The organism is Dialister sp. (assembly GCF_047832375.1).
Taxonomy (GTDB): Bacteria; Bacillota; Negativicutes; order Veillonellales; family Dialisteraceae; genus Dialister.
Map to the genome: position 1 here is coordinate 1,634,937 of NZ_CP181256.1, position 19,972 is coordinate 1,654,908.

16 protein-coding genes are annotated in these 19,972 nt (G+C 53.0%); 1 reads left to right on the forward strand and 15 read right to left on the reverse strand.

The window, feature by feature from the left end; all coding sequences use genetic code 11:
• Positions 1–100 precede the first annotated feature (100 nt).
• The 13 genes from ACFWUL_RS06575 to ACFWUL_RS06635 all read right to left on the reverse strand — a co-directional run bounded on the left by ACFWUL_RS06575 (position 101) and on the right by ACFWUL_RS06635 (position 15,676).
• The gene (locus tag ACFWUL_RS06575) at positions 101–1,174 is read right to left on the reverse strand and encodes an IS630 family transposase (RefSeq protein WP_416176770.1); all 1,074 of its coding nucleotides are present in this window, start codon (positions 1,172–1,174) and stop codon (positions 101–103) included.
• A 931-nt stretch (positions 1,175–2,105) separates the two neighbouring features.
• On the reverse strand, positions 2,106–3,242 hold the full coding sequence (locus ACFWUL_RS06580; RefSeq protein ID WP_416176771.1) for an acyl-CoA dehydrogenase family protein: 1,137 nt from the start codon (positions 3,240–3,242) through the stop codon (positions 2,106–2,108).
• Positions 3,243–3,580: 338 nt separating this feature from the next.
• Positions 3,581–4,795 (reverse strand): ABC transporter permease, encoded by a 1,215-nt coding sequence (locus tag ACFWUL_RS06585; RefSeq protein ID WP_416176772.1) that lies wholly within the window; start codon positions 4,793–4,795, stop codon positions 3,581–3,583.
• Complete coding sequence (locus tag ACFWUL_RS06590) at positions 4,792–5,502, reverse strand: ABC transporter ATP-binding protein (RefSeq protein ID WP_416176773.1); 711 nt, start codon at positions 5,500–5,502, stop codon at positions 4,792–4,794. Before ACFWUL_RS06590 ends, ACFWUL_RS06585 begins: the two co-directional genes overlap by 4 nt.
• Before the next feature lie 2 nt (positions 5,503–5,504).
• Positions 5,505–6,611, reverse strand: a complete 1,107-nt coding sequence (locus ACFWUL_RS06595; protein ID WP_416176774.1) for an efflux RND transporter periplasmic adaptor subunit — start codon at positions 6,609–6,611, stop codon at positions 5,505–5,507.
• Between the two features lie 332 nt (positions 6,612–6,943).
• Positions 6,944–8,194 carry an IS256 family transposase gene (locus tag ACFWUL_RS06600; protein ID WP_416176775.1) on the reverse strand — a complete coding sequence of 417 codons (1,251 nt, stop codon included), beginning with the start codon at positions 8,192–8,194 and terminating at the stop codon, positions 6,944–6,946.
• Between the two features lie 604 nt (positions 8,195–8,798).
• Entirely contained in the window at positions 8,799–10,037 is a 1,239-nt protein-coding gene (gene glyA, locus ACFWUL_RS06605) for a serine hydroxymethyltransferase (protein ID WP_416176776.1), read from the reverse strand.
• Positions 10,038–10,318: 281 nt separating this feature from the next.
• Positions 10,319–10,873: a TIGR01440 family protein gene (locus tag ACFWUL_RS06610; RefSeq protein ID WP_297023009.1), complete on the reverse strand. Its 555-nt coding sequence runs from the start codon at positions 10,871–10,873 to the stop codon at positions 10,319–10,321.
• On the reverse strand, positions 10,866–11,318 hold the full coding sequence (gene rpiB, locus ACFWUL_RS06615; RefSeq protein WP_416176777.1) for a ribose 5-phosphate isomerase B: 453 nt from the start codon (positions 11,316–11,318) through the stop codon (positions 10,866–10,868). The genes ACFWUL_RS06610 and rpiB overlap by 8 nt, the downstream gene beginning before the upstream one ends.
• Before the next feature lie 625 nt (positions 11,319–11,943).
• Entirely contained in the window at positions 11,944–12,996 is a 1,053-nt protein-coding gene (locus tag ACFWUL_RS06620) for an L-threonylcarbamoyladenylate synthase (protein WP_416176778.1), read from the reverse strand.
• On the reverse strand, positions 12,993–13,868 hold the full coding sequence (prmC, locus tag ACFWUL_RS06625; RefSeq protein ID WP_416176779.1) for a peptide chain release factor N(5)-glutamine methyltransferase: 876 nt from the start codon (positions 13,866–13,868) through the stop codon (positions 12,993–12,995). Before prmC ends, ACFWUL_RS06620 begins: the two co-directional genes overlap by 4 nt.
• On the reverse strand, positions 13,858–14,940 hold the full coding sequence (gene prfA, locus ACFWUL_RS06630; RefSeq protein ID WP_416176780.1) for a peptide chain release factor 1: 1,083 nt from the start codon (positions 14,938–14,940) through the stop codon (positions 13,858–13,860). Before prfA ends, prmC begins: the two co-directional genes overlap by 11 nt.
• 484 nt (positions 14,941–15,424) lie before the next feature.
• A complete protein-coding gene (locus ACFWUL_RS06635; protein WP_008858969.1) occupies positions 15,425–15,676 on the reverse strand; it encodes a type B 50S ribosomal protein L31 in 252 nt (83 codons plus the stop codon).
• 356 nt (positions 15,677–16,032) lie between these two features.
• Between ACFWUL_RS06635 and ACFWUL_RS06640 the strand changes: the two genes are divergently transcribed.
• Positions 16,033–17,007: a hypothetical protein gene (locus ACFWUL_RS06640; protein WP_416178120.1), complete on the forward strand. Its 975-nt coding sequence runs from the start codon at positions 16,033–16,035 to the stop codon at positions 17,005–17,007.
• Positions 17,008–17,912: 905 nt separating this feature from the next.
• On the opposite strand, the gene nth is transcribed toward ACFWUL_RS06640, so the two are convergent.
• A complete protein-coding gene (gene nth / locus ACFWUL_RS06645) occupies positions 17,913–18,569 on the reverse strand; it encodes an endonuclease III (RefSeq protein WP_416176781.1) in 657 nt (218 codons plus the stop codon).
• Positions 18,566–19,486, reverse strand: a complete 921-nt coding sequence (locus tag ACFWUL_RS06650; protein WP_297022281.1) for an NAD(P)/FAD-dependent oxidoreductase — start codon at positions 19,484–19,486, stop codon at positions 18,566–18,568. The genes nth and ACFWUL_RS06650 overlap by 4 nt, the downstream gene beginning before the upstream one ends.
• Positions 19,487–19,972 lie beyond the last annotated feature (486 nt).

Below are 19,972 nucleotides of genomic sequence, written 5' to 3' on the forward strand. Positions count from 1 at the left end.
CCCCCTGCAATTTGCATTTATCTGGAATAAGTATACCATTATTTGCTGTGTCCGGCAATACAATCTATTATTTATGAAATTAGACACTAGCTGCTAGTGTCTAATTTCGTAAGTTTCCGATTGTATCCCTAAGTTGCGAACCCTTGACCTCACGTTTTTTCCAGCGGAACGGTTCTGCATGCTCATTGTAGGCAGCAATAAACTTTTTAATCGCTGACACGAGATCCGAAACAGAGTCAAAACTTGCCCCTCGGAGCACTTTTCGCGACATAATGTTAAACCATATTTCCACTTCATTCAGCCAGCTCGCTGACGTTGGTGTGTAATGAAAATGGACATTAGGATGCTTTTCCAGCCAGTCGTTTAAGCGCTTGTGCGTGCAGTAATTATCGACAATAACATGATATTGCACTTTGTCTCCACCCGGCTCACTTTTCAATAAGTCATTTAAAAATTCTTCAAAGTCCTCTCTGGTTTTTCTCTTTGTTGCCTTTCCATAAATTTGTCCGGTAGCTACCTCCAGTGCACCGAATAAATTTATTGTTCCATTCCTCCGGTATGTGCTTTTCAACCCGCGCACAATTTTCTTGTTATGAGTAAGTACATATCCTTGGGCTCTACTTAAGGCCTGTATCGATGGTTTCTCATCAACGCTGATTACGACAGCATTCTCTGGCGGGTCCAAGTAAAGCCCCACGATATCAGCAGACTTTTTAGTAAACTCCGGATCAGTACTGACACACCAGGAACGCTGCCTTGCCAGCTGTATTCCTTCCTTTCTCATAAGTCGCCAAATGGCAGCCTTTGAGACATTCAGAACTCTTGCCAGTGTAGGACCATCCCAGTGTGCTAACCCGTCTGGAGGCGCTTCCTTCAGCTTATTTAACACCATTTCGCGGAATTCCGGTCCATATTGAGCAGTACGGCCCCGCCTTTTCTTATCCTGTAGCCCAGGGATGCCCTGTTCAGCGAAACGATTCCGCCAAAGGCTAACGGTATTGGGGCGTTCCCCCAACTTAGCCGCGATATCCTTGATTTGCATTCCATCAAGACATAGAAGAACCATTTTTGCACGTCTTACAATGCGATGCTCTGTTTTTTGAGAGTTTACGATTTTATGCAGTTCTATGCGTTCGCTTTCGGAGCAGCGTATTTGCTTAGCAACTTTTGGCATAACGTTATCCCCCCCTGCAATTTGCATTTATCTGGAATAAGTATACCATTATTTGCTGTGTCCGGCAATACAATCTATTATTTATGAAATTAGACACTAGCTGTTAGCCTCCAGGAAAACTGGTCCGCCTTCGGCGCTTCTTACTGGTGAAGCCACCAGCTTCCTCAAGCCGTAGGCTGTCGAGCCATCCTAGAAGCTAGTAGCTAGAAGCCCCATATGGACGCATGCCGCTTATCCACACACACCAAGAAGACCCGGTGTCCGTAGGATGCAGGAATTTGTCCAGTGAATCAGGCGCCGGCGTAAGGATGAAAACCGAAGTTTTCCCAAAAGCCGAACTAGTCGTCAAAGAGGCAAAAGCATGAGCTATCAAAAAGTCCTTGGGCCTTCTATTGGTATTGGATTGTGAAATTTTTCCGATATACGGACGGTGAAGCATTGCGTGAGGATCGAGGTCGAGGAAATTTGCGGCTTCGCCGCTGGCCAACTCGATCTCGGTCTCGCCACTCGGTCTCACACCTCGCTGGCCATCGAGCCGAGGGACTCAAGTGGACATCCATGGCTGTATCCATCTCCATAGAACCTTCCCGTAGCTAGCAGTTGGGAAATATGAAATTGGATTTGCCATTCCTGGAACTTTTTTGTCCCTCTACTATATACATTGCAAAAAGTGTGATTTTGTGAACATGGAAAGAAAAATTTTTTCAAAAAAGTGTTGGAGTGACTGGCCATGTGCGGGTAACCGATGGAGATCGAGGTCGAGATTGAGGGAAACAGAGCCTTCAGCCATCCACATATAACTTACTGCTTACCGTGGTTTAACTGCTTCCTGGCTAGACGGCTAAATGCTCAAGGCCCTCATACGCTCACGCCTGCAATCGACTGCCTTTGCCACTTAAAAACGGCGCTGAAGCGCCGTTTTTCTGTTTTCTCAATAAATAGCCGCATTGGCGATGACGAGCCGCTGGACCTGGTTTGTTCCTTCGTAGATCTGCATGATCTTGGCATCCCGCATGTATTTTTCGTTCGGATTTTCCCGGGAGTATCCGTTGCCGCCCATGACCTGGACAGCGGTAGTGGTGACTTCCATGGCTGCGTCGGAGGCGAAGCACTTGGACATGGCGGAGAAGAGGGCCGCCTTTTTGTCTCCGGTCATCTGCATGATGCAGGCTTTATGCACAAGGGCCCTTGCCGCTTCAGTCTTCATGACCATGTCCGCAATCATTTCCTGTACCATTTCAAAGGAAGCAATTTTCTGGCCGAACTGTTTTCTCTGGTGGGCATAGTGGATGGCATTTTCCAGGGCTGCCTGGGCGATGCCTACGGAGATGGCCCCCACCACGGGGCGGGATTTCTGCAGTGTTTCCATGGCGATACGGAATCCCATACCTTCCCTGCCTACCCGGCATTCGGCGGGAATAAAGCAGTCGTCGAAAATGATTTCCGACGTAGCGGAAGCGCGGATGCCCATCTTATCTTCTTCCTTGCCGATGGAAACGCCCTTGGTGTTCCGGTCTACGATGAATACCGTAAGGCCCCGGATGCCGCCGGATTCTCTTGTATTGGCGAAAAGGGTAATCTTGTCTGCAATGGGGGCGTTCGTAATGAAGCACTTGGTGCCATTCAGCACATAGCCGCCGTCCACTTTCTTTGCCCGGCATGAAACGGCGCCGGCATCGGAGCCGGCCCCCGGTTCGGTCAGTGCGAAGCAGGACATACCGCCCTTATTCAGGCAGTCAAAGTAGGATTTTTTCTGTTCGTCACTGCCGGCGATGAGAACCGGGAAGGAAGCCAGGGAATTGGCAGCACACACGGTGGCTACACCGGCGCAGCCTTTGGCCAGCTCTTCAGCGATGAGGGCCACGGTGAGAAGGTCCAGGCCTGCGCCGCCGTATTCCTTCGGCACCGACAGCTGGGTCATGCCGGACTGTTTCAGGATGTGGAGCAGTTCCTCGTCCATAATGCCGCTTTTATCAATATCCAAAGCTCTGGGCGCAATTTCTTTCTGTGCAATTTCCCGGGCCAGGGCTACCAGTTCTTTCTGCTGATCTGTCAAGTTAAAATCCATGTTCGTCCCCCTTGCAGTAATATAATGACCCTGCGGTCTATCTGTTGGCTGTACATTATCTTCTTTATTATACCAAAAAACCGGTGGATGACCACCGGTTGTGATAGGAAAATATGGTTTGATGGCTATTTGGCTCATAAGAGTGAATGGGGCTAAAGGTTGTGGATGAACATCGCTTCGCCCGTTCACTGGGTGGTGGGCGCTTCGTGCCGGGGCCGTTGGTGGGTCCGCCACCGAAGGCAGCCATAAAATCTTATGCCACCGCTGCGCCAAGGCTTATGCCTTGGCATGCAGTCACAAACCATACGAACTCTTTACACCCTTGGGTCACCGCTCAATCACTCGTAATGCAGTGCGTCAATCGGATTCAGTTTTGCCGCTTTCTGGGCGGGGTAGAGGCCAAAGACGAGGCCGATGAATACGGAGAATAGGAAGGAGCCCAGGATCGGCGTTACCGAGAGAACGGTGGTGAGGGTGCTCACGTGGGGAATGACCTTGGATATACCGATGCCAAGGAGTACCCCGATGAGGCCCCCTGCCACGCTGACGGTGACGGATTCGATGAGGAACTGCACCACGATCATGGAGTAGGTCGCTCCCAAAGCTTTGCGGATACCGATTTCCCTTGTCCGTTCGGTGACGGAGACCAGCATGATGTTCATGATGCCGATACCGCCGACCAGGAGGGAAATGGCGGCGATGCTTCCGAGGAATATGGTAAGGGTCTGGGTGGTGGATTTCATGGTTTCCATGATTTCCTGGGAGTTCTGGATGGAGAAATCATCTTCTTTCCCCGCCTGGATGCGGTGGCGGGTGCGGAGAAGGTTTGTCACGTCCGACTCGATCTGGGTGAGGTCATCGGCGTTGTCGGCGGAGATGACCACGTTATTCACATAGGTAATGTGGAGCATCCGTTCCTGGACTGTGGTGAAGGGAATGAGAATCCGGTCATCCTGGTCCATGAAGGAGTACCCCTTCTCGTCCAGCACCCCGATGACTGTGAAAGGGTCCCCGTGGATGCGGACTTTCTGTCCCACCGGCGATTCATCGCCGAAGAGGTTCGTGGCCACGGTTTTCCCGATGACGCAGACCCGGGACCGGTTATTGTATTCCTTCTCTGTCCAGAACCGGCCTTCCGCCACGTCAAGGCTGGAGAGGGTGGCATAGTCCCTGGTACAGCCGTAGATGCGGGTGGTCCAGTTCTTATTGCCGTTCACGATGAGGTAGCTCGTATTCACAAGGGGCGCTGCGAAATTGATATTCGGCAGGTTCTTGATGGCCAGGTAATCCTTATAGGTCAAGGTCTGCATGGATCCTGCCGCCGGACGGACCCCCGGTTTCCTGCCAGTGCCTGGGGTGACGGTGATGGTATTGGAGCCGAGACTGGAAATATTGCTTTCAATCTGGTACTGCACCCCGTAGCCGATGGACATGAGGGCGATGACGGCGGCCACGCCGATGATGATGCCCAGCATGGTCAGAAGGGACCGCATTTTGTTGCTCACAATGGAGCCCCAGGCCATGAGGACGCTTTCGAAGTAAATGTTTGTCATGGCAGGGGCCCCCTTATATCCTTACTGATATGGCCGTCGGACAGGATGACATGGCGGGATGCATAGCCTGCCACATCGATTTCATGGGTGACGAGGATAATGGTCTTCCCCTCCTTATAGAGGCGGGAAAAGATTTCCATTACTTCCCTGGTGGACTTGCTGTCCAGGTTCCCCGTCGGTTCATCGGCCATGATGATGGCGGGGTTATTGATAAGGGCCCGGGCAATGGCCACCCGCTGCCGCTGGCCGCCGGACATTTCCGCCGGCATGTGGTGGATGCGGTCGCCAAGGCCCACGGATTCCAGCATTTTCGTGGCCCTTTCTTTCCGTTCGTTTTTGTAGAGGTTCCCGTAGATCATGGGAAGGATCACGTTATCCAATGCGGAAAGCCGGGGAAGAAGATTGAAACTCTGGAATACGAAGCCGATTTTCCTGTTTCTTGTATAGGCCAGTTCGCTGTCCGAGAGGTTGGCCACTTCATGGCCATCGAGCTCGTAGGAGCCCCTGGTGGGACGATCCAGACATCCCAGGATATTCATCAGTGTGGACTTCCCGGCACCGGAAGGCCCCATGATGGATACAAATTCTCCCTTGTGGATGTCCAGGTCAATATGAGTCAGCACCGGCACTTCTTCCTTGCCGATGTAGTAGCTCTTGCCTATGCCCCGGAGTCTGAGGACTACGGGGCTTTTTTCTTCAGCAGCCATGATTACATGGGTCCCGGGCCGCCACGGTTGATCTTATTGGTGGGCGTGGACTTTTCCGAAGAAACGGTGCCGCTGACTACGATTTTACTGCCTTCCTTGAGACCGCTCAGCACTTCCACTTCCTTGTCCGTGGTAATGCCGGTGGTGATATAGGTCTTCTTTACGCCGTTCCCGTCTTTTTCATAGACATAGGAGCCTTCCGTATCGCTTCTGACGGCGGTAACCGGAATGACGAGGGCATTATCGCTTTCCCGGCCTTTGATGGTGGCCCGGGCAGTCATAGACGGATAGAGACCATCGAGCTCGTCCTTATTGATTTCTACATACACCGTGTAGTACACCACGGAGCTGGAAGAGGAACTGCTGGAACTGGAAGAGGAACTGGAGGAATACTGTTTCTTGGAAATATCGGTCACAATGCCGTGGAATGTCTTATTCGGATAGGCGTCTACCGTAAATTCTACGCCTTGTCCCACTTTCACTTCACCAATATCCGTTTCATCTACCAGGAGTTCAATGCGCATGGAAGAAAGGTCTGCCACCTTCACGATGACCATCTGGCTGGACAGGCCCTGGGAAACGGTCTCCCCTTCTTTCATGGGTTCCCCGATGACAGTGCCATCCATAGGCGATGTAATGACCGTATCGTTTACGTCGGCCTGGGCCTTGTCGTAGGCAGCCTGGGCATTCAGGTAATCGAGGCGGGCGTTATCCATGGTCTGGTAGGAAATGGCGCCCTGCTGGTACAGGGAATTCAGCCGTTCATAGTAGGATTCCTTGTTTTCCAGGGTATTCTGGGTCTGCTTCATGGTGGACGTGAGGGCCTTGGACTCGATGGTAGCCAGGACCTCCCCCTTCGTCACCTTTTCATTCTGCTTCACGTATACTTTTTCCAGGGTACCGGAGGCGGTGGCGGACAGGTCGACGCTGTTATCCGGCTCAATGGTTCCGGTGGCATCGATGGTGAGGGCAATATTGTCCCTGCCTACGGTGCCCAGGGTATAATTATCCTTCTTTGTCTGGTGGGTCTGGTGGTACCAGTACCATCCCCCGCCGCAGGCAAGGATCAGTATGATGATAATGGCAATGAGTGCCTTGTGTTTTCCCAATGGTATAGTCTCCTTTATGGCTGAGCAAATCCAATCTCCCTTTGGATTGCATTTATTATAACACGCCATGGGGATTCTAAGAATAGTTACGAGCAATAAATATACTGGAGGCTGGTGCAGGGGCAGAGTGAGCAGGGTAAGTGGCCCAAACCGGTGAATGGGGCTAAGGGTGGTGGGTTGGCATCGCTGCGCTCGCCAACCGGTGCGCAACGAACTGCAGTCACAGCAGCGAACACAATTTGGAGGAGCGAAGCGACGCTCAAATTGTCGTGAGTCGCGGGACTGTCAAGTACTTTGTGTAAATTTTTTCCACTAAGTTAAAATTATTCTAATCAAATAGATTCCAAATCCCTCGGCTGGATACGATCAGGGTAGTAAATCACCAACTGATTGAGGATTGTATTCCAATTGTTTACCCTTCCGGTCCATTTCTTCGTAATATTCTTCATGGCCAGGTACAGCGCTTTCTCCAAGGCTATTTCATTGGGGAAAATGCACTTGGCCTTGGTATATTTCCGAAGGCCCCGGTTGTAGGCTTCAATGGCATTGGTGGTATAAATGAGCTTCCTGAGTTCCACAGGCAGGTCGTAGTATGTTGAAAGCTCTGCCCAGTTGTCTCTCCAAAGCTTGATGACGCTGGGATAGCGCTTTCCCCACTGCTTCTCGAATTCATCTAAAGCCAGTTCCGCTTCTTCGCGGGTCGCAGCATTATAAATTGGCTTCATGTCTCTTGCGACGGCCCTGCGGTCTTTGTAGGGAACCAGCTTGAAGCAGTTCCGCAGCTGGTGGACGATGCACCGCTGGATTTTGGCATTTGGGTAAACTGCCTTGATGGCCTCAGGCAGTCCTTTCAAACCATCTACGGCAAAGAGTAATACATCCTCTACTCCTCTGGACTTGAGCGAGTTTAAGATCCGCCCCCAGTAGCTGGCACTTTCAGCATCTCCAACCCACATGCCCAGGACTTCACGCTGCCCAAAAAGGTTGACCCAAATAGCTGAGTAATTGGCCTTCTGTGCTATGCGACCGTCTTCACGGACGTTAAAGTAAGCTGCATCCATATAGATGTAGGCATAAATACGCAGCAGGGGACGGTTCTGCCATTCTTTGATCAGCGGGATGATAGCATCGGTAATCTCAGAGATGGTCTGGGCGGACATTTCAATGCCGTACAATTCGCGGATATGATTGGAGATGTCCCGGTCAGTCATCCCAATGCCATAGAGGGATATGATCTTGTCATCAAGACCTGAAACATCCACTTGGTTTTTCTTCACAATCTTGGGATCAAAGGTCCCATCCCGATCTCTCGGAATATCCAGCTTAATTGGGCCATACTGGGATTTGACGGTTTTCTTGCTGTATCCGTTGCGGCTGTTGCTGGTGGACTTTTCCTCTCTATTGTATTTGCTGTATCCAAGGTGGTCGTCTCTTTCCGCTTCCAGAGCCCGGCTCATGATAGCCCTGCACATTTCTCCAAGTACGTCCTGGGGAATGGGTGGCTTTCCTTCCGCTCTAAGCTGCTCAATGATAAGATCGGCAGCTTTGTCGAATACAGTGGGTACATGGTTTCTTCTGGGCATGGTAAATTCCTCCGTGTAGTGTTCTGAATAAAGATTCTATCATAAAACAGCTTGTCCCCACTACCGTAGTGGAAGGGTTTACAGGGAGGGGCAATGTGGTAGCCTTGCGGGCCCGCAGCTGCCTTCAGGCATTGCTGCCTAGAGGCAAAGGAACCACATTGCCGGAGGCTCCCTGTCAACCCTGCAACGGTTTCTTTACAGGGGTCAAAATACTGGGCTTTATTAATGGAATTTTTATTTACACAAAGGATTTTACACTCTCTGAGTCGCTGATAGCCGTGCTGCAAGGAGCCGCAGGCGACTGAGAATGCAGTGAGTCGCTTTCCCCGTGGGGTTGTGGCTGCATGCCAAGGCATACGCCTTGGCGCAGCGGGGGCATAAGGTTCTATGGCCGCCTTTGGCGGCGGATCCACCTCATGCCCCCGGCGCGAAGCGCCCACAACCCGGTGAACAAGCGCAACGGCGTTCACCCACAACCCTTAGCCCCATTCACCTGCTCAAGCCGCTGTCCATCCCACAGCCTTAGCCCCATTCACCTGTTTAAGCAGCTGCCCATGCCAAGCAAAAAGAGCCATGATGGCTCATGGCTCTTTTCCGGCATCTCTTACAGATCTTCATAAAGCGGATACTTCTTGCAGAGGACAGCTACTCTCTTTGCGCAGTCCGCCTTGATGGCAGCGTCTTCAGGATTCTTCACAACGGAAGCGATGATGTCGGCGATTTCCTTGAAATCGTCTTCCTTGAGGCCCCTGGTGGTGAGAGCCGGGGAACCGAGGCGGATGCCGCTGGTAACGAAGGGAGACAGGGTTTCGAAGGGGATGGTGTTCCTGTTGGCGGTGATGCCGATTTCATCAAGCACGTTCTGGGCTACCTTGCCGGTGATGCCGATGGCTTTCATGTCGGCCAGGAGCACATGGGTATCGGTGCCGCCGGAAACAACGCGGATGCCCTGTTTCTGCAGTTCATCGGACAGGACTTTTTCGTTCTTTTTGATCTGCTTTGCGTACTGCTTGAAATCATCGGACAGGTCTTCACCGAAAGCGACAGCCTTGGCTGCGATGACGTGCATGAGCGGACCGCCCTGCATGCCCGGGAATACGGCCTTATCAATGGCTTTGGCATATTTTTCTTTGCACATGATGATGCCGCCACGGGGTCCGCGGAGGGTCTTGTGGGTGGTGGTGGTGACGATGTCCGCATAGGGCACAGGGCTCGGATATTCCCCGCCTGCCACGAGGCCGGCAAAGTGGGCCATATCCACCATGAACAGGGCTCCCACTTCATGGGCAATGGCTGCCATCCGTTCGAAGTCGATAATCCGGGAATAGGCACTGGTACCACCGATAATCAGCTTCGGATGCACTTCTTTGGCAGTCTTTTCCATGGCTTCGTAGTCCAGGAGTTCATCGTCCCTGCGAACACCATAGGGAACGACATTGAAGTAGTTGCCGGAAATATTGACGGGGCTGCCGTGGGACAGGTGGCCGCCGTCGGTGAGGTTCATGCCCATCATGGTATCTCCCGGCTTCAGGAGGCCGTAGTATACAGCGAAATTGGCCTGGGATCCGGAATGGGGCTGTACATTCACATGGTCTGCGCCGAAAAGTTCCTTGGCCCGGTCAATGGCCAGCTGTTCGACTTTATCCACAAATTCGCAGCCGCCGTAGTATCTCTTTCCCGGATATCCTTCGGCGTATTTATTGGTGAGTACGCTCCCCTGGGCTTCCATGACAGCGTAGCTGACAATATTTTCGGAGGCAATCATTTCCAGTTTGTTTCTCTGCCGGTTCAGTTCTTCCTGGATGGCTTCATAAACTGCTTTGTCGTCTTTTAAATGGTTCATACAATAAACTCCCTTCCTGCACAACGGGCCCTGCCTTCCAGGCAGCGCCAAAACTCCCTTATATTCGATACCTGAAATACTTCAGACCATCGACCCATTTTTAGTGTCACTCTTTAAGTGGCAAGTATGATGTATATGTATCCATTATATACAAAAGAGGTCCACTATTCCACTGATTTCGTAGAAATAATGAACCTCTTCTTTGAGTCTGTATAAATTTGGAAAACCATCAATGCACATAGTATACCACAGGCAAGCCCAAATGGACAGGGCCGGGAATATTACTTTCCCTCTTCCCGGTGGTAATGGGCCCGTTCTCCGCCGATCAGGGGCGGACGGGTGCGGGCACCGGTGACGATGGCTTCCCCGATGCGGTTATGGGTAAGGTGGATAGGCACGGCCACCCGTTTCAGGTGCATGCCGATCATGGTGAGGCCGATATCAAGGCCCCCATCAGCTTTGATCTCCTCCACTGCCACGGGATCTTTGAAATGGTAGTAGGCATTGGTGGCAAAAGCGCCGCCTCCATGGAGCCAGGGTACTACAGTGACTTCCTGGTATCCATATTTCTCCATGGTTTCCCGCTCCACGATAAGGGCCCGGTTCAGGTGTTCACAGCACTGGAAGGCCAGGCGGAGATGATGCTTTGCTGCCAGCTCCATCAGTGTCTCCACCACCGCCGTCCCCACTTCGTAGGAACTGTCTTTCCCGATCTTACCACCCCGGATTTCACTGGAAGAACCGCCGATGACAAGAAGGCTGCCTTCCCTGAAATGGGCGGTGTCCAGCAGTTCTTCAAAGGCTGCTGCCGCTTCTTTCTTTAAATCCTCATACATGAGACTCCGCTTCCTCTATTTTTGCAATTTTACCGATCCTCCGGGCGTGACGGCCACCTTCGAAGGGGGTCTTCAGGAATTCGTCCAGAATGAATTCCGCCAGCCCCGGCCCGATGACCCGGGCGCCCATGGTAATCACATTGGCATCGTTGTGGGCCCTGGTGAAATGGGCAGAGAACGTATCTCCGCAGAGAGCGGCCCGGATGCCTCTCATTTTGTTGGCTGTAATTTCCATACCGATGCCGGTGCCGCAGATGAGTACGCCGTAGGTGACTTCCCCCTTCTGCACCAGCCGGCAGGCCTTTTCTGCAAAGTCCGGATAATCGCAGGACTCTGTGGAATCGGTACCGCAGTCAATATACTCGATCTTTTCTTCGTCCAGATGTTTCTTCAGGGATTTCTTCAGTTCAAATCCCCCGTGGTCACTGGCAATGGCAATTTTCATAAAGGTCCGTCCTTTCCTTTACCAACGATACTATCGTACAAATGTAGTATACATCACAGAATGAGGGGATGTAAAGGAAAGTGACAGGTGGCTGAGGGGTAACGCCCGGATGCAAAAGGAAAGCGCCTTAGTGTGCAGTATAGGCGCCAACTTAATCCGAGCTCAGAGGTCCTATGCAGGACACTCTGCCTGACAGCGATGTGGCTCAAGGGAAATGGACTGCGGCCAAGGGGCAGGTGCGGCGCAAAAATTGTATAGCGCCGCTTTTTGATTCCCAATAGCGGCAAAGCCGCAAATGAAAAGTCCCCCTTTTCCAAAGGGGGATGTCACGCAGTGACAGAGGGATTCTGATGGGTTCTCTCGCTATCGATAGTAACGGTCTGTGCGAAGAACCCATAACCATCTCTCAGCCCGGTGGGCAGCTCTCTTCTGGGAAGAGAGCCTAGTGTAGAGTCAATTGCACGTTTTTGGGACAGAGTATTTAGGATTCCATCCGCGGCGAAGCCGCTATCGTGTATCATAAGGCGACGCTATATATTCTGTGCGCCGCTACCACCCCCTCGGGCGAAGCCCGTTCCCCCTGAGCCACTGCGCCAAAGGCGTTACCCCTCAGCCACTTTTAACATCAATCCTTCTTCTCCACCACGATGTGGTAGCCGGAAGCTTTCGTGAGGCGGTTCATGATGGCCAGTCCCAGGCCTTTGGAGTCTGTTCCTTCGCCGATGATCTGGTCCACCGGGTGTTTATTGAAGTACAGGAGTCCGGAAAAGAGGTTATGGGCAAAGCTTTCTTTGTCTTCCCGGCTTCCCCAGATGAAAAGGGGCAGCCCCTCCGGCAGCCTGTCCGCCGTTTCCCGGCTCACGAAGAAGCCGTATTTCTTATCCTTCTTTTCCACAAAGGAGAGGATTTCCTTTTCCACCTTATCCCTGTTTCCGGTATACACCGTAAGAGGCGCACTGGGGGCGTAATGGCGGTATTTCATGCCCGGCGCTTTTGGGTGTTCTCCCGCTTTGACGCCGCCGGAAAGGATAGCTTTGTCCACCACCGTGGGGGCATAGGCAGAGAGCATTTCCAGCGTAATGCCGCCAGGACGGTAGATGATGATGGTCCCCTTTTCGATGCCGATGACCGTGGATTCCAGGCCCACTTCACAGGGACCGCCATCCACAATAGCCGGGATGCGGCCATCCATGTCGTGGAGCACGTCTTCCGCCGTGGTGGGGCTGGGGCGGGTGGAAATATTGGCACTGGGCCCGGCCAGGGGCACCCCGGCCGCCCGGATCAGGGCCCGGGTGGCTTCATTTCTGGGGCAGCGGATGGCAATGGTCGAAAGGCCGCCGGATGTTTCCAGGGGAATGATATCCTTTTTGGGGAATACGATGGTCAATGGTCCCGGCCAGAAGGCGTCCATGAGCTTCTTTTCCAGGGGCGTCACTTCTTTCACATATTTTTCTACCTCCGAAGGTTCCGATACATGGACGATGAGGGGATTATCCGAAGGCCGTCCTTTGGCGGCATAAATCCGCTTTGCCGCTTCTGCGTCCAATGCATTGCCGCCAAGGCCATACACCGTTTCCGTAGGAAAGGCGACGAGGCCGCCGGCACGGATGATTTCTCCCAGGGCGAAGACCTTATTCTTATAGTAGTCTTCGTCCACCTTTACCATTTCTGTGTTCATTCGTTTTCCTTCTTCCTGCAGTACAGGGCCCGTTCAATGCCGCCGTAGTCTTTAATAATCTCAAAGGAGTCGTACTTCCCGGTTTCTTTGAAAAGGGTAAGCACCGGCTCTGCCTGGTGGATGCCAAATTCCATGGCCAGGAAGCCTCCCTCCTTCAGGTGGCTGTCGGCAGATTCCGCCAGTTTTCGGTAGAAATCAAGGCCATCTTCGCCGCCGTCCAGGGCCAGCGCCGGCTCATGCTGCACTTCCTTCTGGAGCCCCGGAATGTCACCGGAGGGAATGTATGGAGGATTGGAAAGAATCCCATCGAACTGTTCCCCCTCTTCCAGAGTGGTGAGGTAGTCCCCCTGCCGCCAGACCACCCGGTCATCCAGATCCAGGTTCTTTCCATTTTCCTTCGCCACCGCCAGGGCTTCTTCAGAAATGTCTACCCCCACACCGGTGTCCTCTTTGCAGTAATAGAGGAAACTCAAAAGGATGGCGCCGCTTCCGGTTCCCAGGTCCGCCACCTTGAGGCCCGGTTCACTCCTGTGGTACTGGATCACCTTTTCCAGCCATGTCTCCGTATCGGGACGGGGAATCAGTACATGTTCATTCACCCGGAATGTGAGGCCCATGAAGTCCTTCTCCCCGATGATGGCAGCCGTAGAAAAGCCGCCCACCCGCTTCTTAATGTATTCCCGGTACTGTGCCAGCTCCGACGGTTCTACGATTTCATCAAAATCGGTATAAAGATAAATCCGGGACTTGTGGAGTACATGGGCCAGCAGCAGTTCCGTATCCAGCCGGGGGGACTCGAGGCCGTGGTTTTTGAAATACTGGGTGGTCCAGATGATGAGCTTCTTGATGGTCCAGATGGTGTTACCGGCCATTGGCTTCTCCTTCTTTCATGCGGCGCGCCAGGTCTTCTTCCATGAGCCGGTCCAGGATGGGATCCATATTGCCGTTCATGAAATCGTCGAGCTGGTAAATACTCATATTAATGCGGTGGTCCGTCACCCGGCCCTGGGGGTAATTGTAGGTACGGATCCGTTCACTCCGGTCCCCGGAGCCTACCTGGCTCTTCCGGTCCGCCGCTTCTTTGCTCAAGGATTCCCTCATGGCCTTGTCGTAGAGACGGGACTTCAGGATCTGCAGGGCCTTTTCTTTGTTCTGCCGCTGGCTCCGTTCATTCTGGCAGGTCACCACCATGCCCGTGGGGAGGTGGGTAATACGGATGGCAGAGGAGGTTTTATTGATGTGCTGGCCGCCGGCGCCGGAGGAGCGGTACACGTCGATGCGCAGGTCTTCCCTCTTAATATCGATATCCACGTCTTCCGCCTCCGGCAGCACAGCCACCGTCACCGCCGACGTATGGACCCGGCCCTGACTTTCGGTTTCCGGAATCCGCTGCACCCGGTGCACGCCGCTTTCAAACTTCAGGATGGAATAGGCATTCTTCCCTTCAATGGTGCAGGTCACTTCCTTGAAGCCGCCGAGGTCCGTTTCATTGGCATTGGCGATTTCCAGCTTCCAGCCCTTCCGCTCGGCGAATTTAATGTACATCTTCAGGAGATCCGCCGCAAAGAGGGCCGCCTCTTCCCCGCCGGTGCCGGCACGGATTTCCAGAATCACGTTCTTGCCGTCATTGGGGTCTTTAGGAATGAGCATCTTATGGATAGCAAGATCCAGGTCTTCCTTCTTCTTCTCGTTCTCCTTCAGGTCTTCCTTTGCCAGCTCATGGAGATCTTCCTGGGACTTGTCCTCCAGGATATCCAGGGCATCCTTGCAGGCTTTGTCAGCCTCCTTGTATTCACTGTACTTGGAAACGATTTCTCCCAGTTCCGCATGTTCCTTGGAAAGGGCTCTCCATTTATTCTGGTCCGCAATGACCGAAGGATCGCTGAGCTGGTCCTCCAGCGTGATATAACGGGCCTCCATGCTGTCCAATTTATCAGTCTGCATTGTATCACCTTTTTGTTATTTATATATATGAGGATTAAGACCAAGTAGGTATATGGGGGTAAGGGTTTTGGGTGAACGGCGCTTCGCCTGTTCACCGGTGCGCAGCGAACATGAGTTGCACTAGCGAACACAATTTGGAGGAGCAAAGCGACGCTCAAATTGTTGTGAGTCAGTGACAGCCGTAGCGAAGGAGCGTCAGCGACGCCCAAATCATCGTGAGTCGCTTTCCCCGTGGGGTGGTGGCTTTGCCAAGGCAAAGCGGGGGCATAAAGGGGGGCGCCAGTCGCCGCAGGCGGCGTTACATAAGGTACCCTTTCCCTGTAAGCACGGCGCCACAACCCGGTTGGCAAGCGCAGCAGCGCTAAACTGCAGCCCGACCCACAACCTTTACGAACCCTCCATATGCCTGGGCCCTACGCCCTGGGCTGCCTATCTGCCCCACCCTCCGGCAGGGCAGAAAAAAACAGGGCTGCTGCCCTGTTTCTCAGTCGGATGTTTTTCCGTAACGTTTGTTGAACTTTTCGATACGGCCGCGAGCCTTTCCGAAACGCTGCTGTCCTGTATAGAACGGATGGGATTTGCTGCTGATATCAATATTGATCAGCGGATATTCATTACCATCTTCCCATTTTACAGTCTGGTTGGAAGTTGCTGTAGAACGGGTCAGGAAAGAGTAGTCAGCACCGATATCACGGAAAACGACTGGATGATAATCCGGATGGATTCCCTTCTTCACTTCTTGCACCTCATTTCAATACCAAAGATAATTCTTTGCTATTATAACAAACTGTGTCCTCCATTGCAAGGAAATATTTTAGGAAATAAATGAATGGACTTTGACCAGGGTTTTGGCCTACGTCCAAAACAAAGTCTATCTCCTGGGCTCAAGAAAATATATGTTTACTCCTTTAAGGCCAATCGAAGCTTTCGTCCTGGACATAGATTGCCTTGACGCAGTCACAATTCTGACGAACCTTCCGCCCGTTCAGGGTAATATCCATCCCACACAGTCTCGATTTCCCCTGACTCCTCTCTCTTGCGCCATTTCTTTTTAACAGGTATACTAGTAGGGAATTGTTTTATTTAAAGGAGATGGATGTTTTGAATTTTGGTGACGCACTCGTGGCCTTTTTGAATATCGGCCTTTTCAGTTCCCTGATCAGCCGTTTTACGGGAGCCAATACGGCAATCCTTGTTTTCTGCTCCCTGCTTTACCTGGGAAGCACGCCCCTGGAAACGGTGGGGATCATGCTGACGTACCTGGTCTTTATGCGGCTCACGATTTATACCCAGAAAAAGAAGCTGAATTTCAAGCGTATGCATGTATTTAAGGGGTACCGGGTCATTCTTCCGATTGTCCTCATTATCATTTCCCTCTTTATCTATCCCTTTGCGGCACTGGCTATTTTCCTCCTTCTTTTCATGACGGAAATCCTTTACCAGATGTGGCAGGATGTGCCTGAGGAGCACCGGGCTTCCCGGGGGCAGCTGACGGGCTGGATCATTGCGGGCGCTGTCCTTACCACCATCGGTATGGTGGCTGTGAAGTTCATCCCCGGAAGCATTTACTACATCATCGGCGGCGTTGTGGCCCTGCTGGTGTGCGTCTTCTTCTGGTGGCTCGGCCAGGACCGGGAGCGGCTGGAAGGGGCCTGGGACAAGGTTGTGCTCTTTTCCTTCCTCTTCCTCGGTCTCTTCGGCTTCGATACGGCGGACTGGCTGGACGATATGCGGCGCCAGGTGAACAGGACCCCCATTGCCTACAACCTGCCCTTCGTTTTCCTGCCGGTATTCTTCATCGGCTTCCTGATGGCCAATGTGCTCTTCGGCATTTTCTCCCTGTCCGGTCTGGTGATCACCTTCTTCGGTGCCATTTCCATGCGCCTCTTCGGTTACTACGAAGTATCCCGCAAGGGCAAGGCAAACCTGGTGTCCCTGGGCTTCACGGTACTGGCTATCCTGCTGCTCCTCATCACGGCTCCGGAACCTGCCGGCATTTCCCAGGCAGTGGATGCTTTCCTGCCGGCCAATACCTATGGATTTCATGGAATTCTGAATATGTTCTGATCATGAATTGGATAGGCTCTGTCCTGCGGACAGGGCTCTGCCTGCGGCATGGCTGTGGCCTGGCGGCCAGGGCTGAGGCTGCCGCCTGGGCTTAAGATTGAATGTTATATAATAAAAAACTCCCGGTACGGGAGTTTTTTATGTCCATAATCCGGTGAACGGAATCCGGCTAATAGAAGTCAGACGGTCAGACGTCAGGGGGCAGACAGAATCAGCCCCTTTACGGCGGGGACTGTGGCGAGTGGGATTGAGGGGATTCGCCTGCGGCGAATCAGTAGCTAGTGGCTGGATCTAATAGCCAGGTGACCAGGCCCTTTGGGCAAAATCCATCAATTCCCATCAGCCAACCCCACCCCGTTGGGGAGCTCCGGCCGGGCGATAAAAGGAAGGCTCTTTAATGTGCAGTATAAGAGCCAACTTGCGCCCGGCTCAGAGGTCCTCTGCAGGACCTCTGCCTTCCCGGGGAAGGGGACTCGGGTTGAGTCATTTTCACGTTTTGGGGACAGAGTCGTTAGAACCCGCTCCGCGGCGAAGCCGCGGAGCCTCAACTCTCACCCCTCAAATCTGCCTTTTTCCCGTCACAGTCATTTACCAGGGAGATCTCTCGACTCTTCGTAGCTGTAGCGATTTTTACAGACAACATCACCAAGCATGCTACCACCGCTCGAGATGCAGCAGTCCTGCATAGGGACTGCTGAGCCGGGCCCAAGTTGGTGCCTTTACTGCACACTAAGGCACCTTCCTTTCAGGGCCCGGCGGTGGCGCCGTAGGCGACGGATGTTAGCCAATGGGTACGCCACAGGCTGATTCTCTGCGGCGAAGCCGCTTTTCGCCTCGATCTCGGTCTTGACCTCGATCTCACCTGCGCCGCCACCACCATTCCTCATTTCCTGATTCCTGACTTCTCATTCCCCTTTCCAGGGTGTCACTTTCACTGTACAGGAGGGACAGACGTTCTGGAGGAAGCAGGTCTCGCAGTCCGGTTTCCTGGCGTGGCATACTCTTCTTCCATGCCAGATGAGCCAATGGTGGGCAGCGGACCAGTCTTTTTCGGGAATGGCCTTGTGAAGTCCCATTTCCACTTCCAGTAGGGTCTTCCCTACCGCCAGTTTCAGACGGTTTGAGACGCGGAATACGTGGGTGTCCACGGCAATGGCGGGGTGGCCGAATCCTACGCTCCACACTACGTTCGCTGTTTTCCTGCCTACGCCGGGGAGTTTCACCAGTTCGTCGAAATCTTCCGGCACTTCTCCATGGTACTTTTCCAGAAGCATGTGGCTCATGGCCAGGATATGCTTTGCCTTGGAATGGTAAAGGCCGCAGTCATGGATTTCCGTTTCCAGCTGGGGCAGGGTGAGGGCTGCCATTTTGGCCGGCGTGTCGAGGCGGGGAAAGAGGCGCTGGGTCACCACATTCACCCTTTTATCGGTGCACTGGGCAGAGAGGATCACCGCCACCAGCAGGGTAAATGGACTGGAAAAATGGAGCATGGGACCGTCATTTTTATAGACCTCCGCCAGCCGGCGGAGCTGTTCGTCCTTTACTTTCTTTGTGACTCTCATGGTTCCGTGCGGAGCAGGTATTCATGTGCTGCCAGCGCCGCTGCTGCCCCCTCTCCCGCTGCTATGATGATCTGTTTGTTTCTGGTGTCTGTTACATCGCCTGCTGCAAAGAGGCCATCCACCGTGGTTTCTCCTTCCTTATCGGTCATGATTTCTCCCAAGGAATTGGTCTTCACTTCTTTGGGCAGGTAGGAGTTGTTCGGGATGCCGCCGGCCTCAACGAAGACGCCATCCACGGAAATATCGTGAAGGGTTCCGTCGGCCTTATTTCTTACGGTGAGGGCGGTTACTTTCTTTTCGCCCTTCACTTCTTCCGGTGTGTAGCCGAGGAGCACTTCCACGTGGTCTTCCGCCTTCATCCGTTTCACCAGGATTTCCTGGGCCCGGATGCGGCTTCTCACCACCAGGTACACCCTGGGGCAGAGCTTTGCCAGTTCGATGGCCGCCTGTACGGCACTGTCCCCGCCGCCGACGATGGCCACCGTTTTATTCCGGTAAAACAGGGCATCGCAGGTGGCGCAGTAGCTGACGCCCCGGCCGGTATATTCCTTTTCTCCCGGGATATCCAGTGTACGGCTGTGTTTTCCGGCTGTCACAATGCAGGTCTTTCCCCGAAGTTCTTTTCCATCATCCAGATGGGCGGTAAAATATCCATCTTCATCCTTTGTCAGGGATTTCACGCCGGCATAGACGAAATCCACGGGATACTGTTTCACTTGGGCTTCCATCTTATCGGCAAGATCAAAGCCGGAAATGGAAGAAAAACCGAGGTAATTTTCAATCTTTCCGGTGAGAAGCATCTGGCCGCCGATATCGGTGGTCACCACTTTCACGGTCAGTTCTTTTCTTGCCGCATAGAGAGCCGCATTCAGCCCCGCCGGTCCGGCACCAATAATCAGTACATCTGTCAAATCCATGGGGATTCCTCCTTTAGCATATCGATATTCATCGTTTCATATATTCATTATATACGATAGGTCAAGGAGATGCAAATGGGCTGCGGCCGGAGTATGTGGTCCGGGTTTCTCCCTATACGTATGTATGGGGCTAAAGGTGGTGGGCGAACTGCAGTCACAGCAGCGAACACAATTTGGAGGAGCGAAGCGACGCTCAAATTGTTGTGAGTCGCTGATAGCCGTGCTGTAAGGAGCCGTCAGACGACTGAGAATGCAGTGATCCCTTTCTCCGTGGGGTGGCAGGTGCTTCGCGCCGGAGGGCCGTTGGTGGAACAGGCTGCGGCCTTTTGCCTCTGACCATGGGCAGGACTCCCCCACTACCTTGGTATCCCCATACACAGAGAAGGCGGGCAGTAATTCGCTTACCATTGACAAGCCGCTTTGCGGCACACCTCCCCTTCTCCCGAATGGCGTTACCCTTGCGTCACTTTGGGCGGAGCCCATTCC

Excerpts from the sequence above, each read along its gene's own strand:
- rpiB (WP_416176777.1), bottom strand. The coding sequence starts at position 11,318 with ATGAAAATTGCCATTGCCAGTGACCACGGGGGATTTGAACTGAAGAAA.
- ACFWUL_RS06640 (WP_416178120.1), top strand. The coding sequence starts at position 16,033 with ATGGATGTTTTGAATTTTGGTGACGCACTCGTGGCCTTTTTGAATATC.
- prfA (WP_416176780.1), bottom strand. The coding sequence starts at position 14,940 with ATGCAGACTGATAAATTGGACAGCATGGAGGCCCGTTATATCACGCTG.
- prmC (WP_416176779.1), bottom strand. The coding sequence starts at position 13,868 with ATGGCCGGTAACACCATCTGGACCATCAAGAAGCTCATCATCTGGACC.
- ACFWUL_RS06575 (WP_416176770.1), bottom strand. The coding sequence starts at position 1,174 with ATGCCAAAAGTTGCTAAGCAAATACGCTGCTCCGAAAGCGAACGCATA.
- ACFWUL_RS06580 (WP_416176771.1), bottom strand. The coding sequence starts at position 3,242 with ATGGATTTTAACTTGACAGATCAGCAGAAAGAACTGGTAGCCCTGGCC.
- ACFWUL_RS06650 (WP_297022281.1), bottom strand. The coding sequence starts at position 19,486 with ATGGATTTGACAGATGTACTGATTATTGGTGCCGGACCGGCGGGGCTG.
- ACFWUL_RS06620 (WP_416176778.1), bottom strand. The coding sequence starts at position 12,996 with ATGAACACAGAAATGGTAAAGGTGGACGAAGACTACTATAAGAATAAG.
- ACFWUL_RS06590 (WP_416176773.1), bottom strand. The coding sequence starts at position 5,502 with ATGGCTGCTGAAGAAAAAAGCCCCGTAGTCCTCAGACTCCGGGGCATA.
- ACFWUL_RS06610 (WP_297023009.1), bottom strand. The coding sequence starts at position 10,873 with ATGTATGAGGATTTAAAGAAAGAAGCGGCAGCAGCCTTTGAAGAACTG.
- glyA (WP_416176776.1), bottom strand. The coding sequence starts at position 10,037 with ATGAACCATTTAAAAGACGACAAAGCAGTTTATGAAGCCATCCAGGAA.
- nth (WP_416176781.1), bottom strand. The coding sequence starts at position 18,569 with ATGAGAGTCACAAAGAAAGTAAAGGACGAACAGCTCCGCCGGCTGGCG.
- ACFWUL_RS06585 (WP_416176772.1), bottom strand. The coding sequence starts at position 4,795 with ATGACAAACATTTACTTCGAAAGCGTCCTCATGGCCTGGGGCTCCATT.
- ACFWUL_RS06600 (WP_416176775.1), bottom strand. The coding sequence starts at position 8,194 with ATGCCCAGAAGAAACCATGTACCCACTGTATTCGACAAAGCTGCCGAT.